This window comes from Dyella halodurans (assembly GCF_026283925.1).
In the GTDB taxonomy this organism is placed as follows: domain Bacteria; phylum Pseudomonadota; class Gammaproteobacteria; order Xanthomonadales; family Rhodanobacteraceae; genus Dyella; species Dyella halodurans.
The window spans coordinates 517026-531699 of the sequence record NZ_JAPDPF010000002.1 but is presented as its reverse complement, the minus strand read 5'-3'; the positions used below and the strand labels follow the sequence as shown (position 1 = coordinate 531699).

Annotated in this window: 15 protein-coding genes; 11 read left to right on the top strand and 4 right to left on the bottom strand. The window is 63.0% G+C overall.

Going from position 1 to position 14674, the window contains the following annotated elements:
* Positions 1-12 precede the first annotated feature (12 nt).
* Genes mdtN through OUZ49_RS05955 form a run of 3 tightly spaced genes read left to right on the top strand, consistent with a single transcriptional unit; the run spans position 13 to position 4388 of the window.
* On the top strand, positions 13-1050 hold the full coding sequence (gene mdtN, locus OUZ49_RS05965) for a multidrug transporter subunit MdtN (protein ID WP_266149103.1): 1038 nt from the start codon (positions 13-15) through the stop codon (positions 1048-1050).
* On the top strand, positions 1043-3010 hold the full coding sequence (locus tag OUZ49_RS05960) for an FUSC family protein (RefSeq protein WP_266149101.1): 1968 nt from the start codon (positions 1043-1045) through the stop codon (positions 3008-3010). Before mdtN ends, OUZ49_RS05960 begins: the two co-directional genes overlap by 8 nt.
* Positions 2991-4388, top strand: a complete 1398-nt coding sequence (locus OUZ49_RS05955) for a TolC family protein (RefSeq protein WP_266149099.1) — start codon at positions 2991-2993, stop codon at positions 4386-4388. Before OUZ49_RS05960 ends, OUZ49_RS05955 begins: the two co-directional genes overlap by 20 nt.
* Before the next feature lie 184 nt (positions 4389-4572).
* Here OUZ49_RS05955 and OUZ49_RS05950 read toward each other — a convergent pair whose 3' ends face one another.
* Entirely contained in the window at positions 4573-5292 is a 720-nt protein-coding gene (locus tag OUZ49_RS05950; protein ID WP_266149097.1) for a hypothetical protein, read from the bottom strand.
* A gap of 57 nt (positions 5293-5349) precedes the next feature.
* Positions 5350-5751: a nuclear transport factor 2 family protein gene (locus tag OUZ49_RS05945; protein ID WP_266149096.1), complete on the bottom strand. Its 402-nt coding sequence runs from the start codon at positions 5749-5751 to the stop codon at positions 5350-5352.
* A 226-nt stretch (positions 5752-5977) separates the two neighbouring features.
* Between OUZ49_RS05945 and OUZ49_RS05940 the strand changes: the two genes are divergently transcribed.
* Entirely contained in the window at positions 5978-6574 is a 597-nt protein-coding gene (locus OUZ49_RS05940) for a TetR/AcrR family transcriptional regulator (RefSeq protein ID WP_266149095.1), read from the top strand.
* Positions 6575-6684: 110 nt separating this feature from the next.
* On the opposite strand, the gene OUZ49_RS05935 is transcribed toward OUZ49_RS05940, so the two are convergent.
* Both OUZ49_RS05935 and OUZ49_RS05930 read right to left on the bottom strand, forming a co-directional pair.
* Complete coding sequence (locus tag OUZ49_RS05935) at positions 6685-7383, bottom strand: Rossmann-fold NAD(P)-binding domain-containing protein (protein WP_266149094.1); 699 nt, start codon at positions 7381-7383, stop codon at positions 6685-6687.
* 126 nt (positions 7384-7509) lie between these two features.
* Complete coding sequence (locus OUZ49_RS05930) at positions 7510-8394, bottom strand: LysR family transcriptional regulator (protein ID WP_266149093.1); 885 nt, start codon at positions 8392-8394, stop codon at positions 7510-7512.
* Positions 8395-8490: 96 nt separating this feature from the next.
* Here OUZ49_RS05930 and OUZ49_RS05925 point away from each other — a divergent pair, with 96 nt between their 5' ends.
* The 7 genes from OUZ49_RS05925 to ubiT all read left to right on the top strand — a co-directional run bounded on the left by OUZ49_RS05925 (position 8491) and on the right by ubiT (position 14664).
* Positions 8491-9363, top strand: a complete 873-nt coding sequence (locus OUZ49_RS05925) for a pirin family protein (protein ID WP_266149092.1) — start codon at positions 8491-8493, stop codon at positions 9361-9363.
* Positions 9364-9414: 51 nt separating this feature from the next.
* Positions 9415-9861 (top strand): DoxX family protein, encoded by a 447-nt coding sequence (locus OUZ49_RS05920; RefSeq protein WP_266149091.1) that lies wholly within the window; start codon positions 9415-9417, stop codon positions 9859-9861.
* A 28-nt stretch (positions 9862-9889) separates the two neighbouring features.
* Positions 9890-10501 carry an NADPH-dependent F420 reductase gene (locus OUZ49_RS05915; RefSeq protein WP_380004634.1) on the top strand — a complete coding sequence of 204 codons (612 nt, stop codon included), beginning with the start codon at positions 9890-9892 and terminating at the stop codon, positions 10499-10501.
* 334 nt (positions 10502-10835) lie between these two features.
* Positions 10836-12236 carry an oxygen-independent coproporphyrinogen III oxidase gene (hemN, locus tag OUZ49_RS05910; RefSeq protein ID WP_266149087.1) on the top strand — a complete coding sequence of 467 codons (1401 nt, stop codon included), beginning with the start codon at positions 10836-10838 and terminating at the stop codon, positions 12234-12236.
* A 31-nt stretch (positions 12237-12267) separates the two neighbouring features.
* A complete protein-coding gene (locus OUZ49_RS05905; RefSeq protein ID WP_266149085.1) occupies positions 12268-13032 on the top strand; it encodes a helix-turn-helix domain-containing protein in 765 nt (254 codons plus the stop codon).
* Positions 13033-13355: 323 nt separating this feature from the next.
* The gene (locus OUZ49_RS05900; protein WP_323134913.1) at positions 13356-13796 is read left to right on the top strand and encodes a putative zinc-binding protein; all 441 of its coding nucleotides are present in this window, start codon (positions 13356-13358) and stop codon (positions 13794-13796) included.
* On the top strand, positions 13786-14664 hold the full coding sequence (gene ubiT, locus OUZ49_RS05895) for a ubiquinone anaerobic biosynthesis accessory factor UbiT (protein ID WP_266149083.1): 879 nt from the start codon (positions 13786-13788) through the stop codon (positions 14662-14664). Before OUZ49_RS05900 ends, ubiT begins: the two co-directional genes overlap by 11 nt.
* Positions 14665-14674 lie beyond the last annotated feature (10 nt).

Genomic DNA, 14674 nt, shown 5'->3' with positions numbered 1-14674 from the left:
GTGAGTGCCGCCATGACGACAACAACGAATCGACCTTCGTGGCTTGGGCGCAGCCTTACCCTGCTTATCGTGGCGGTGGCGCTCGTCCTGCTCGTCGTCGTCATCTTCGTGGCGGACCGCCGTCCGCGGACCCACGACGCTCACCTGTTTGCCTACACCGCCGGTATTGCGCCGGAGGTAAGCGGCCGCATTACGGTGATCCGCGTCGTCAACAACCAACGGGTCAAGCAAGGCGATGTGCTGGCGCAGATCGACCCCGAGCCGTTCGAACTCCGCTTGCGGCAGGCAAAGGCGAAGGTCGCCGCGCTGAAGGCGGACATCGATCTCACGGGTCGCCAGGTGAATGCGCAGACCTCGGGCGCCATGGCGGCGTCCACCCAGATCCAGCGGGCGAAGGAGCAGTTCGCGCTGGCCCGCTCGACGCGCGAACGGCTGGAGCCAATGGTTGGCAAGGGCTACGTCACGCAGCAGCAGATCGATGAGGCGCGCACCAACGAGCAAAGCGCGGCAACCGCGCTGTCCGCCAGCACGTTGCAGGCGGCGCAGGCCCATGAGGCCGTCGGCGACACTGCCAGCCTGGTCGAGCAACTCGCCGGTGCCGAAGCTGCCGAGGCATTGGCCGCCCGGGATCTGCGCGAAGCGACGATACGCGCTCCCTTCGATGGGCGCGTGGTCGGCATGCAACTGGCGGAGGGCGCCTTCGCCTCGGCCGGCAGTCCACTGTTCACCCTCATCAAATTGCATGAGTGGTATGCCGTCGCTGATTTTCGGGAGACCGATCTCGAGCACATCCATATCGGCGACAAGGCCACGGCCTGGCTGATGGGCAGGGAGAACCAGCCAGTACATGGCCATGTAGAGAGCCTGGGCGCCGGCGTGCAGCCGGAGGACAAGGCCGGACCCGGCCTGCCCGTGGTGGAAAGGTCGCTCAACTGGGTGGTGGTGGCGCAACGTTTTCCGGTGTGGGTGCGGCTCGACGACCCGCCCGAGCAGCTCATGCGCATCGGCGCGACGGCTTCGGTCAAGGTGGAGCACGATCACCATGACTAGCAGTCCGCCGGAACGCCCGATGCTGCTCGGCTTCCTGCGGCATGAGTTGGCACCGCGTCCAGGGAGGATGCGGGCCGTCTGGCGCATTACTGCCGGCAGTACCTTGGTCGTCGCGCTCGGCATGGTCTTCCAGATTCCCCTGCCGGCCTATATGGCCTACATCGTGTTCCTGGTCAGCGGCGAGGAAACGGCGGCAACCCTGCTCACGGCCATCGGCGGTGCGTTGGCGGCCACGGTGGCCGTGGCGTTGTCCTTCCTGTTCTATCTGCTGGATGCGAGTGAACCCGGGCTGCGTCTTCCGCTGTTGGCGGTCAGCACCTTCATCGCCATGTTCTTTGCCCGGACCAGCACCCTGGGGCCGATCGCATTTCTCGCCGGCTTCGTGCTGGTGCTCTCGCAGACGCTGATCGATGACGTTCCCTCCGCCGAAGTCCTGACCCGAATCCTGCTGTGGCTGTGGGTGGTCGTGGCTGTGCCTGCCTTCGTCACGGTGCTTATCGATCTGGCGTGGGGTGAGAATCCGGTGCAGCTGGTGCGCAGGCGTGCCGATGATCTGCTCCGACGAACAGCCGACATACTCGATGGACGGGGCGAGGCAGACCCGGTGAAGCTGCGGGAAGAGGCTGTCGACACGATGGCCCTGCACGAACACGCCTGCCTGTGGGACCGGCAACTGAAGGCAAAGACGGCGATCGACCTTGAGATGTTCGAGGGGCTGGTCACCCTGCTGTCCTTGCTCTGCCTGCTGCCGAGGGATGCGCCGCTTGCCGCACGCGTGCCCATTGCGCATGCCATCGATGCCTGCCGCGACGCCTTGTTGACCGGCACGGCACCTCGGGTACGCGAATGCGTGGTCGACGCGCGCGGGCTCGGCGCCCTCGACGTTGCGTCACGTCCGATCATCCTGGCGCTGGCGCGCACGACGAATGAGCTGTTGAAGAGTGCGACAGAAAGGCCCGTGGCGGTGGCTCCCGCGTTCAAAGCCAAGCACCTGTTCGTACCCGACGCCTTCAGCAACCGGAGCCACGCACAGTTCGCCCTGAAAACGACGCTGGCGGTGACGCTGGCCTACTGCATCTACACACTGTTGGATTGGCCTGGCATACGTACGGCCATCACGACGTGCTTCTTCGTCGCCCTGGGCAGCATGGCGGAGACCATGCACAAGCTGAGCCTGCGCCTCGCCGGCGCCATGGCAGGCGGCATCCTGGCGGGCTTCTGCATCGTCTACTTGTTGCCTCACCTGACCGACATCGGCGATCTGAGCCTGCTGATCGCTGTCGCATCGGCGCTTTGCGCCTGGGTGGCCACCAGTAGCGAACGCCTCGCCTACGCAGGCATGCAAATGGCGTTCGCGTTTTACCTTGGCGTGCTGCAGGACTATGCGCCCGCCACCGATCTGACCGTGCTGCGTGATCGCCTCGTCGGCATCGTGCTTGGAAACATCCTGATGTCGATGATCTTCAGCACGCTGTGGCCGGTGAGCGCCTTGCAGGTGGTCCGTTCGTCCATGGCCAAGGCGATCGGCCTGCTGGCCAGCCTGGTATCGGATACGACGAAGGAAAATCGTCCGCTGCGTCTGACCGTGGCACAGGAGCTGGTGCGCTCGCACAAGCTCGCCTCCCTGGCTTTCTTTGAGCGCGGCCTGTTTGCTTCACCCGTGTCGGACGAGGCGTCAGCTCACCTGGCGCTAGGACAGCTGGATCGGGTCGCCGCGGCGGCGTTCGCCGTGCCCAGCCACGGAAGAGACGTCGCCGAACAGGATGCATTGGCCACCGAACGTAGCGAGGCCGCGCGCTGGCTCTCGGAGGCGGCCGTACGGACGGGGCAGGGGCGCTCGCCACCGCCGTGGGCAGGGGGGCGTCCGACCGGGGCGGATGGTGCTGCCGGGTCGCGAATGCAAAGAGAGGCCATGGCCTGCCTGCAGAAGGAGATCGTGGATGTCGCGCCGGCCCACTAAGCGGGTGCGTGGCATCTTGACGGCCATGGCCATGTGCCTGGCCGCCTTCGATGCCTGCGGCGAAGAGGCTGCCCCGCTGCGGGCGCACTGCATGGAAGCGTCGTCGACACCCCATGGCGGCTACGATCTGCCGCGCTTGCTCGATATCGCGCAATGCCTGAGTCCCGAAACACGCGAGGCCTGGGAACACACGCGACAGGCGGAGCTGGCTGTCGACGTCGTTCGCAGCAGCTACGCCCCGCAAGTGTCCCTCGAGGCGGTGGGCGGTTTCCAGCGCACGCCGTTGCCGATTCCGACCAACCTGATATCACGCGGATACTTCACCTCCGACACGCGCGAGTTTATTCCCTCCCTGTCCGTGAAGTGGCTGTTGTTCGATTTCGGTCGTCGCGCGGGCGTGGAGGCAACCGCGCGCGCCAACCATGCGGCCGCCGAAGTGGCCTACAACGGCGTGCAACAGCGACTGGTCTTCAGTGTGACGCGTGCATATTTCGACTATCAGTCCAGTCGCGAACAATTGCTCGCAGCCGACGAAGCGGTCAAGGCGGCGCAAACGATTCAGGACGCCACGGAAGCCCAGCGCCGCAACGGCCGGGCTACTGTCGTTGCCGCGGCCCAGGCCGAACGCCAGACGGCGATGTCCAGGCTCAATCAGGTCAAGGCGAATGGCGCGGTGCGCACGGCATATGCGTCGCTGATTGCAGCGATCGGCCTGTCCGCTGACACGCAATTGACGGTCAGCGAAACGAAAGACCAGGCCTTGCCCGCGCTTCCCGCCGAGTCCATCGATCATTACGTGCAGAAGGCGCTCGCGGGACGGCCCGATGTGCGCGCGGCGGAAGAGAAGGTGAAGGCCGCGGAAGGCGAAGTGCAGAGTGCGCATGCCGCCTATCGTCCGATCGTCAGCTTCGCCGGCAACTACTACCAGAATATTGGCGCCTTGAGCACGGACGGCAGTCCGTACTATTCGATCAACAAGCCGGGCGGCGCCGTCTTCCTCAATTTCGAGTTGCCCCTTTTCGATGGCGGCTCGCGCTCGGCGCATCTGTCGATCGCGCAGTCCCAGGTCCAGGCCGCTGAAGACCAGCTGGAACACGTGCGCGACGGCGTCGCACAGGAAGTGGTGAAGGCTTATAACGATCTGCGCACCAGCCGCGAAGCCTACACCGAGGCGCAGGCCTACTCACACGCGGCTAGTGTTGCCTACGAGGCGGCTCTCGATGCCTATCAACATGGTGTAGGTACGTATACGGACCTGGCCAACGACGAAGCGCTGATGGCGCAGTCGCAAGCCGCGCTGGCGAGCGCCAGCGCCGATGCTCAGATCGCCTGGGTGGGTTTGGCCTTGGCGACCGGCGATATTCACGTGACACCGTAAATATCACGGCTGCTGGAGCAACCTTGTTATCCGGGGCATGACGTCGAACCGGCATCCACAAGACATGCTGCCTGGGTGCCCGGTCAGCCTTGCAACGCCCTGATGGCAGTGTCACGCGTTCTCCGCGTGGGAGCATGGTGATACGGGACAGCGTTGATCTCTCGGCTTCACATCCGGTGATCGGTTACGTAAAGCTCACCGCCGAAATGTCGATGGTGACCAGTAACGGTTCGGCTACGCGCTCGTTGCCTGCACCGAGTGGATAGACACGGCGTCGATGCGGGATACGTAGGCCATCGACGTCGCGATAGTCATCCATGTAGTGGGCCCCTTGGGCACCACCAAGTATGTCCACCGCGTAGTCGTGGCGCCGCATCAAGCCGTCCGGACCGAAGTAGCTCACTTGTTCGCGCGTGTGGCTGGCCACGGTCCCAGGGAACAGCACCTTGAGGCGGCGCCAGGTTTCACCGTCTTCCTGCCAGGGCTCGATCTCCGCCACCTGAAAGCCGGGGTAGGTGTAGAGGAACGGCTGGGTGAGATAGGTCCACAGCGCGTAACTGTTGAAATACGCCGCGTGCAGCGGATCCCACGGCGTCTCGTTGTCATGGCCCGCAAAGGCCTCGCGTGGATGCGCCCGCTCCTCCAGTACATGCCCCGCTGAGGTCTCCAGCACGAGCTTGTCCGGCGAGAACTGGACTAGGCGGTCGGTGTTTCCAAAGCGGCCAAGCGTGGCGCGTTGGACTTGGAGATCTGCGCTGTAGTTGGCATTGGAAAACAGCCCAGGCTGTCCTTTGAGCTCCCAGATCACACCGCCCACGGAAAGTTCGGCGGCAACGTGGCGCAGCGCTTGCCAACGCTTTAAGCCACCGTGTGCCTCAACGGCCAACTCAAGCAACTCGTTCATGTCGTGCACCTGCTTGCGAGATTCAAAAGAGGCGAACCTGGTCGCCTGGGGTGGCGATTAGGCGGGGAAGAACGCGCCGAACATGGGCAAGCCGCTCTTTGAGGATTCCTGTGTCGCCTCGTCCTGAATCACGTCCCAGTGTTCGGCCAACAGACCGTTCTCGACGCGGACGATGTCCACCACGATCCAGTTCGCCGGTAGACCCATGCCAGAGAAGCGGCCATGCAACATGACGTAGTCGCCATGGGCCATGACCAGTCCATGCTCATAACGCAGGCTGCTGGGGATGCTGCCAACCAGATTGAACAGGCCGTCGCGGCCCGGTTCGATATGCGCGCTGTGTTGGATGTACTTGTCGGACCACAAACGTTCGGCAGCTTCGTAGTCACGCTGGTTGAACAGCGTGTCGAATGCCTTGATGACGAGGTCCTTGTTCTGTTCGGGCGAGGTCTTGGACATGGTGGTTCCTCTTGGATACGGGTGACTCGACTGGCGCTGCGCCTGGGCGCGGGTTCGTCGATGTGGCCTTCAGCATCGGGAGCTGGCCGCTGGGCGCCAGGATGAAATACAATGGTGATCACCATCGACAATGCGCAGGCTGCCACTGACACCAAAGATTGTCAATGGTGATCGACATTGTGATTGAGGACGAACCGCTAACCGACCGTCGGGCAAGGGTGAACTTATGGGTGTTTCAAAGCAGCAAGTTATTGAAAATAAAAGGGCTATCGTTGCTGCTGCGGAGAAACTGTTCCGCGAACGAGGCGTGGCGGCCGTGGGGCTGGCTGAGCTGACCAAGGCCGCGGGTTTCACCCAGGGTGGCTTCTACAACCACTTCAAGTCGAAGGACGCCCTGGTCGCTGCCGTGATGGAGAAGGCGATGGAAGAGGGTGCAGCCGAACTCGTCGCCGGTATCGAGGCGTCCAGGGCGAAGGCGGCCGACCCCATGCAGCAGCACATCGAGTGGTACCTGTCGCCGGACCATCTGGCGAATATCGAGGCGGGTTGCCCGTTGACGGCGTTCGCCGGCGATGTTCGGCGACTCGGCAAGGAAGCGCGGCAGTCCTATGCTGATGGGCTGGCGTTGAACTTCAACGAGCTGGCAAAAGTGATCGACGGCGACAATCCGCGAGAGCAGAGAAAGATGGCGGTCGCTCTTTTCAGCCAGATGGTCGGTTCGCTACTCCTTTCGCGCGCGGTCGTCGATGCCGACCCCGTCCTCGCCAAGGAAATACTCGAGGACGGGCGTCAACATTTGCTTCAGGCCCTATCAGCCAAATAAGCCTGCCGTCCGATGGCGGGCGTTGCAGGGCGATAGCGGTTGCCGCACGCGAACCATTCCGCTTCCATCGCGGCACGCCGGACGCTCTGCCGTGATCCACAGGCATCCACTTAAAGAGAGTCTCCACTCCGACTTGCTGTTGCTGCGCTCGCAGCGGCGTGGATGTCCGCGGGCCCCAGCGTCGGCGACTTCGCCCCGTGCCGAGCCACCTCCAGCATGGCGAGCCCGATGCTTCGCGTCGTGCTCATGGAGCGAGGAAAGCGTCGCTGCAGCGGCAACAGCAAAACGCCGAGCACGCTGTACAAGACCCGATAGCTCGGCGTCTTCGACTGGATGCCATCCAGGGGCACGATTACCCCGGGTCGGAACATGTAGGCCGCCTTGAACGGCAGGCGCAGCAGCGCATTTTCCGTTGCGCCTTTCACGCGCGCCCACATGCTTCTGCCGCGCTCGGTGCTGTCGGTACCCGCCCCGGATACGTATACAAAGGTCATCTGGGGATTAATCCGCGCCAGCAGACTGGCTGCTGACAGGGTCAGGTCGTAGGTAAGGTGGCGATAGCTTTCCTCGGACATGCCGCTCGAGGAAACGCCCAGGCAAAAGAAGCAAGCATCGAGGCCGCGCAGCCTGTCTTCGATCTGATCCAAGGCGAAGAGGTTCTCCGTGACGAGTTCCTCAATCTTCGGATGCTGCACGCCGAGCGGCGTGCGTCCGATGCAGACCACCTGCGAGACGGCGGGGTCCCGTAGGCACTCACGCAACACGCCTTGACCGACCATGCCGGTCGCACCGAACAAAGCCACTTTCATACGTACGCACCACCTCGTCGTGTTCGCCCAGCAAGTGTCTCCATGGCCTGTTCAATGGCCTAATCCGATTGCGCCAAAAGTTTGCGCTCATCACGACATTGGTGTCGTCGACGGCTCGACGCGTCACTAGCAGCGCAATTGCGAGATGAAGGCGCGGCCGGCAGGCCCGGGGAGCACGTCCTTGCGATAGACCACGTGCATCGGGAGAAACGACTCGCGCGGGAGCCCTTCGATTCTTATCCTCACCAGGGTTCCAGCATCAAGATCCTTCTTGACCATGGGCAAGGGCATATGCCCCCAGCCCAATCCCGCGGCCAGGAATGCGTGCTTCGCACCCAGGTCGGCGAGGTGCCAGGTCAGCGGTGAAAGCACGCCGAAGGTTCTGCCCTCCGACAACGAGGTGCGATCGGTCAGCACCAGCTGTACCTGCTTCTCGAAGTACCTGCTGCCGATTGCGCCTTTATGCTTCGCCAGCGGGTGCGACGGCGCCACCACGGTGACCAGGGGAAGATCGATCAGCGGCTCCGATGCGAGCTCGTCGGGTATCACCGGCAACGAACCCACGATGCCGATGCGGCACACGCCATCCATCACCGGCTGGATCACGCCGCCCAGCGCTTCCACGAACACCCGCAAGGGCGTGTTGGGGAAGGACTCGCGGCAGTAGCCGGCGGCACGCGTCAGCCCGTCCATCGGATACATCACGTCGACCGCCACGGATAGTTCGGGCTCCAGGCCCTCTTTCATCGAGCGGGCGTGGGCCTTGAAACCGTCCATCTGGTCGGCCACGCCGCGCGCTTCGGCCAGTAGCGCCACGCCTGCCTCGGTCAGCCGGGGATAGCGCTCGCTGCGATCGAACAGCGTGACGCCCAGTTGGGCTTCGAGATTCAGCAGTGTCTGGCTCACTACCGATTGCGCACGCCGCAACTTTCGACCTGCCGCGGAAAAACTGCCTTCTTCTGCCGCGGCAATGAAGGTGCGCAGCTGGTCCAGCGTGACGGCGTCAAGCATATATCGTCCAAAACGATAGATTTGATCGAAATATATAGGCTATTCAGATGCACGGGCAAGGCCTAGCCTTCCTCCATCGCAAACGAGGGCGCCTCCATGAATGCTGTTGCTTCCTTCCAATCGCAAGCCGAATCGACCATTGGATCGGTAGTCATGCCGCGCAAGCTCTGGACGGTCACCACGGGCTATCACCGTGGCCCGATCACCCGCCTGGTCAGCCCCTCCGATCTCGGCCAGTGGATCAAGCCTTTCGTCTTTCTGGATGCGGGCGTGCTGCCGGCGTCAGCCGGCCCCTTGTTCGGCATTCACCCGCATTCCGGCATCGCGACCTTGACGGCCGTGCTTTCGGGCCGCGTGGCCTACGAAGACACCACCGGCAAGCAGGGCGAAGTGCAGACGGGCGGGCTGGAATGGATGAGGGCGGGAGGCGGTGTGTGGCACGACGGTCACGTCGTGGGGAATACGCCCGTGGAGTTCTTCCAGCTCTGGGTGACGCTACCGCCGGATCAGGAAAATGGTGTCCCGGAAAGCCAGAACATCGCACCGGAAAAGGTGCCGGCGGTTGGTCCGGCGCGGGTACTGCTTGGGCACTACCAAGGTGCGACCAGCCCGATCCGCGGTCCCGCCGGCATCACCTACCTGCATGTGCGCCTGAAGGCAGGCGAGCAGTGGCGCTTTCAGCCGAATCCGAGCGAGACCGTGGCGTGGATGGCCTTGCATCGAGGTACGGCCAGCGTGCCTGAGAGCCTGGCGGCCGGCGACCTCGCCATCTTTGAAGCATCCAACCATCCCATCGACGTGGTGGCGCATGACGACGTGTCCTTCGTGCTGGGCGCCGCCGTAAAGCATCCGTATCCCCTGGTGATGGGCAAGTACTCCGTCCACACCAATGCTCGCGCGCTCGCCGAAGGCGAAGCGGAAATCGCACGTATCGGTCGCCAGCTGCGCGCAGCCGGCCGCCTGCCGTAAGTCCCAGTTGTTCGCCTGTATGACCTATCCATCCCCATTGGAGAATCCATCATGAACACCAAGATTGAAACCGTTAGCTATGCATCGTCCATCGACCAGCCCCAAGTCGCGTCTGGCCTCACCCTCAAGAGCTCCGCCGAACTCGTCGGCCGCGTCTTGATCGCTGGTCTGTTCCTGCTTTCCGGCCTAAGCAAGATCACTGCCTACGCCGCCACCGCCAGCTACATGGCCTCGGTCGGCGTGCCCGCCGGCATGCTTCCGCTGGTAATCGCCACCGAAGTGCTTGGCGCTGTCGCCATCATGCTCGGCTGGAAGACCCGCGTCGTCTCGTTCCTGTTGGCCGGCTTCACCTTGCTGACCGGCATCCTGTTCCACACGAATTTCGCCGACCAGATGCAGATGATCATGTTCATGAAGAACGTGTCGATCGCCGGCGCCTTCCTGCTGCTGACCGTCAATGGCGCGGGCCCGCTCAGCCTCGACCACAAGTCGCGCTAATCCTTGACGTCCATCCCATCCACCGTTCATCAGGAGACATCTCATGAGCTACGCCATCATCGGGTCAGGCGCCATTGGCGGCGCCCTCGCCAAACAGTTCGCCCGCAACAACGTCAAGGCCGTCATCAGCAATCGTCGCGGACCCGCCTCGCTGGAAGCTGCAGTGCAAGCCTTTGCTCCAACCGTAAGCGCCGTAAAGACCAGCGACGCCCTGGATGCGGAAGTGATCATTCTCGCCGTCCCGTTCGGGTCGGTGGGGGAGGTCGCCAAGTTGCGCACCAGCTGGTCCGGCAAGGTTGTGGTGGATGCCACCAACGCGATCGAGTTTCCCGCGTTCAAACCGCTGGATCTTGGCGGGCGTCCCTCCAGTGACGTGGTCGCGGCCCAGTTCAAGGGCGCCAAGCTGGTCAAGGCCTTCAACACGCTGCCGGCCGCGGTGCTTGCGGACGAACCGCGCCAGAGTGAAGGCCATCGCACTATCTTTGTTTCAGGCGACCACGCCGACGCCAACGAGCAAGTCGCATCGCTCGCCACCTCGCTTGGCTTCGCTCCCATCACCCTGGGCCGCCTTGGGGAAGGCGGGTTGCTGCAACAGTTTGGCGGCCCGTTGACCATGCACAGCCTGATCAAGCAGCGCTGAGACGAACGGACCTGCCGTGGTCGACGATGAGGCGGAGCGCCCTATGGGTGCTCCGCCTTGCATTCCGCACAGGAGCGCCGAAAACGGCGACGCGCATACCGGATGCGTGGCGCGCCGACCTCGGTAAACGGCTTCGGCGGGTACCGGGGTGATGCAAGAGCCCGGACTGTCTGGTTCAAGGCAATCCAGGAGGGGGTTGGGGCTTCGCTGCCGCGAACGGGCTCGGCCTTGGCGGCCTGCAAAATGAACGGTATCGCCTCGAGAAGTAGGGCATTGTGCGTTTCTCCTGACTTGTGTCAGGGCAGGCCCGGCGCTTGCTCCAGACACTGGAGCCATGAACCAGGCCAGCCAAACCCCCGAGTTCGACGCCGAACTGATCGCTCGCTACGACACCAACGGGCCGCGCTACACCAGCTACCCGGCCGCACCGCATTTTCGTGGTGACTTTGACGAGGCGGCACTAAGCAGCGTCATCCGGGTCTCCAACGACGAGCCCATTCCGCGCCCATTGTCGATCTATGTGCACGTGCCGTTCTGCATGAGCCCATGTTTCTATTGCGGCTGCAACAGGGTCATCACGCGCGACATCGGCAAGGCCGACGTCTACCTGGAGCGCCTGTATCGCGAAATCGAACTGATGGCCTCGAAGTTCGATCCTGATCGCGTCGTCAGGCAGTTGCACTTCGGCGGCGGCACGCCGAATTTCCTCGACCTGCCGCGCATGAGGGACCTGGTCGGGTCGCTCGCGCAGCATTGGAACTTCAGCTCAGCGAGCGATCGTGAATTTGGCATCGAGATCGATCCGCGCTTCGCCAATGGCGACTACGTGCGTGGGTTGGCGGATCTTGGCTTCAATCGAATTTCGGTGGGCATCCAGGATTTCGATCCGGCCGTGCAACAGGCGGTCAATCGAATTCAGAGCGTCGCTGAGACGCGAGAGGTCCTGGACGCCGCGCGTGCCGCTGGCTTCGTGTCGGCCAGTGTCGACTTGATCTATGGGTTGCCGCGGCAAACCCTGGCTGGCTTCGATCGCACCCTGGATGAGGTGATCGATCTCAATCCTGACCGTGTCGCGGTTTATGGCTATGCGCATCTGCCCAACCTGTTCAAGGCACAGCAGCAGATTGTGGCCGACGAGCTGCCGGAACCGGGAGTTCGCCTGGAACTGTTCGGTCGCGCGCTCGATCGATTGACCGACGCCGGCTACGTCTACATTGGCATGGATCATTTCGCGCGTGCCGACGACGAGCTGGCACGGGCGCAGCGCGCAGGTACGCTGCAGCGCAATTTCCAGGGCTACTCCACGCACGGCGACTGCGACATCGTAGGTCTTGGGGTCAGCGCGATAGGTCGAATCGGTAACAGCTACAGCCAAAACGCGCGCGATCTCTTCGGCTACTTCGCGGCGCTCGATGCCGGCAAATTGCCCATCGCGCGCGGCCTGCATCTGGACGAGGACGACCTGATCCGCCGAAAGCTCATTGGCAAGCTGATGTGCGATGGGCAGCTCGACAGGCAAGCATTCGGCGACCAGCATCGACTCATATTCAACGAGTACTTCGCACCCGAACTGGAGCGCTTGCGGCGACTGGACGAGGACGGTCTCGTCACGGTGGATGAGCGCGCCATTCACGTCACCCCCAAAGGGCGCCTCCTGCTGCGCAGCATCGCCATGTGCTTTGACGCGTATTTGCCAAACGAAACACCGTCGGTGCGCTACTCGCGCACTATTTGACAACGGGTCAACAACAGGTTGCGCGACGAGCATGCATTACTCAGGACCCTTGGCCAGCCTTCCCGCATCGCTTGACCCGTCCATTGCGGACGACGGTGACGCGGCTCACTTCTGTGGTGCCTGCGCATTCGCCGGATCCTGTCAGACCATGGGATACGGCAAACCCGAATTGGCTGCGCTGCATTGCCTGGTCGAGCACGTCGGGCCATTTCGGAGTGGCGAGCACATTTTCAGGACCGGCTACCCGTTCCGGGCGATCTTCGCCGTGCGGTCCGGCGCGGTGAAAACCTGTGTGGTGGACAAGCACGGCCGCGAGCAAGTGCTTGGGTTTTATCTTCCGGGCGAGGTCGTAGGCCTCAATGCGATCTATCCGGATCAGTTTCCCTGTGATGCGGTGTCCTTGGAAACATCGCAGCTGTGCCGATTGTCGTTCCCGGCCATGAGTGCGCTCGCCGCGAGCATGCCGGCGATTCAACAGCATTTGTTTCGCCTCATCAGCAGGGAGCTCGGCATGGCCAGCCAGCTGGCGGCCGATTACAGTGCCGAGGAGCGCATGGCTGCGTTCCTGGCCGACTTGAGTCGTCGCTATGCTGCGCGCGGATTCTCGGGTACCCGGTTCATCTTGCGCATGTCGCGCTGTGACATCGCCAATTACCTCAGGCTTGCCGCGGAAACGGTAAGTCGCGTTCTAGGACGCCTTCGCAGCAAAGGCCTGATCGACATCGATGGAAGGGTGCTGACCGTGCTCGATCGTGATGGCCTCTTTGCGCTTGGGCAGGGCGTACTTACCCCATAGCGCCGGATTCAACGAAGGCTTGGCATCCTGGCCGTGGGCAAGGCGAACCGACGTGTCTTTGCGTGATGCGTTGACGCACGTCAGGGCGTAGGCAGCCGCATTCGCGGTTTGATGCGCGACATGAAAACGAGGTCGTTCGCACCTGTCCGCCATGCAGCGATTTTCGCTGGACCGAAGCATGGCTTCGCGCCGCCCGCGCAGGTAGCCCCGTCGGTCCCGTTCGCGGCGGACGTCGTCGTGTTCGGCAGGTCTCGTCACGTGCGCACAGCCGGGCAGCCGCCACGTCATGGTGGTTTCGCCTTCTGCCTGGTTCTGAGCGGTGCGTGGCGCTGGACGATTCACCATCCATCGAAAGTCGGGAATTGCCGATGAAGGCCAAGCTTCCGCTCGTCTACTCCTGCTCCGGTTGTTCCAGTGCCGCGCAGATGGCAAATCACCTTGCCTTGAAGCTGGATCGTGATCACGCCGCTGAAATGTCATGCATTGCAGGCGTGGGCGGAGGCGTCACCGGATTGGTGCGCACTGCCCAGAGTGGGCGACGCATTCTGGCGTTGGACGGGTGCGTCCTGAAATGCGTTTCGGCATGCCTTTCGAATGCAGGCGTGGTTGCCGATACCCATCTCGTACTCTCCGACTATGGGGTCAAGAAGCGGCAGCATGCCGATTTCGACGTCGTCGAGGCGCAGCGAGTGTATGCACAGGAGGTATTGCCGGCTGCGAAGGCGCTATCCGCGGACACAGGGGATACAGCCGATGTCGCTTGAGCGGATCGCCCTGGCGCGCGCCCGCGGCGCTATTGACCGAGTCGACGACAGCCTCCTCGTATTGCTGTCGGTGCGGCGACGGATAGTGCGCGCCGTGGCTACGCTCAAGCAGCGCGCTGGTGCGCCAACGCGCGATCATGGTCGCGAACGGCAGATGCACCTGCGGGCGTCCAGGCTCGCCGCCAGGATCGACGTACCGCTCGATACGGCCGCACAACTTCTGGATTTGGTCATTCGTGAGGGTTGCCGTCAGCAGGGCGTCGTCATCGATGGTGGCGTCGATGCTGGCCAGCTTGATTTGCATCAGGGTGGCGAGTCGATTTCATCGGCGACCATACACGGCACCATGACCCTCGACACACTGACTTCAAATCTTGTGCCACGCCTGCTGCGGATACTTCCGCCACCTGGACGCGTTGCTCCCATGCTGCGCGTACTGCCCCGGGACTGGCAGCGACGCTTGCTTGAGACTGCGGTGTCCAGCGTGCTGGCGGCGCCACTCGAGGATGGATCCCTCGACTTCATGCGCGACCGTCGGCTGGGCATCGATGTACGCGACCTGCGCCTGCGGTGGGTTTTCGTGCTCAGGAACGGGAAGCTGTGCGTCACCAATGAAGAGCCCGACGCCCTGGTAAGTGGCAGCGCTACAAATTTACTGCTGCTCGCGGGACGCCTGGAAGACGCCGATACCTTGTTCTTCCAGCGTGCGCTCGTGCTGACGGGAGATACGGAGCTTGGCCTCACGGCGCGCAATTTGCTCGAAAGGCTGCCATGGGACCGAGTGCCGCTGGGAATACGCATTGTGCTCAACCGGGGTGCGCGTCTGGCGCGGGCTGCGAGAGCAGCGCATCGGGGTGAGTTGGCTTGAGCCGCAAGGG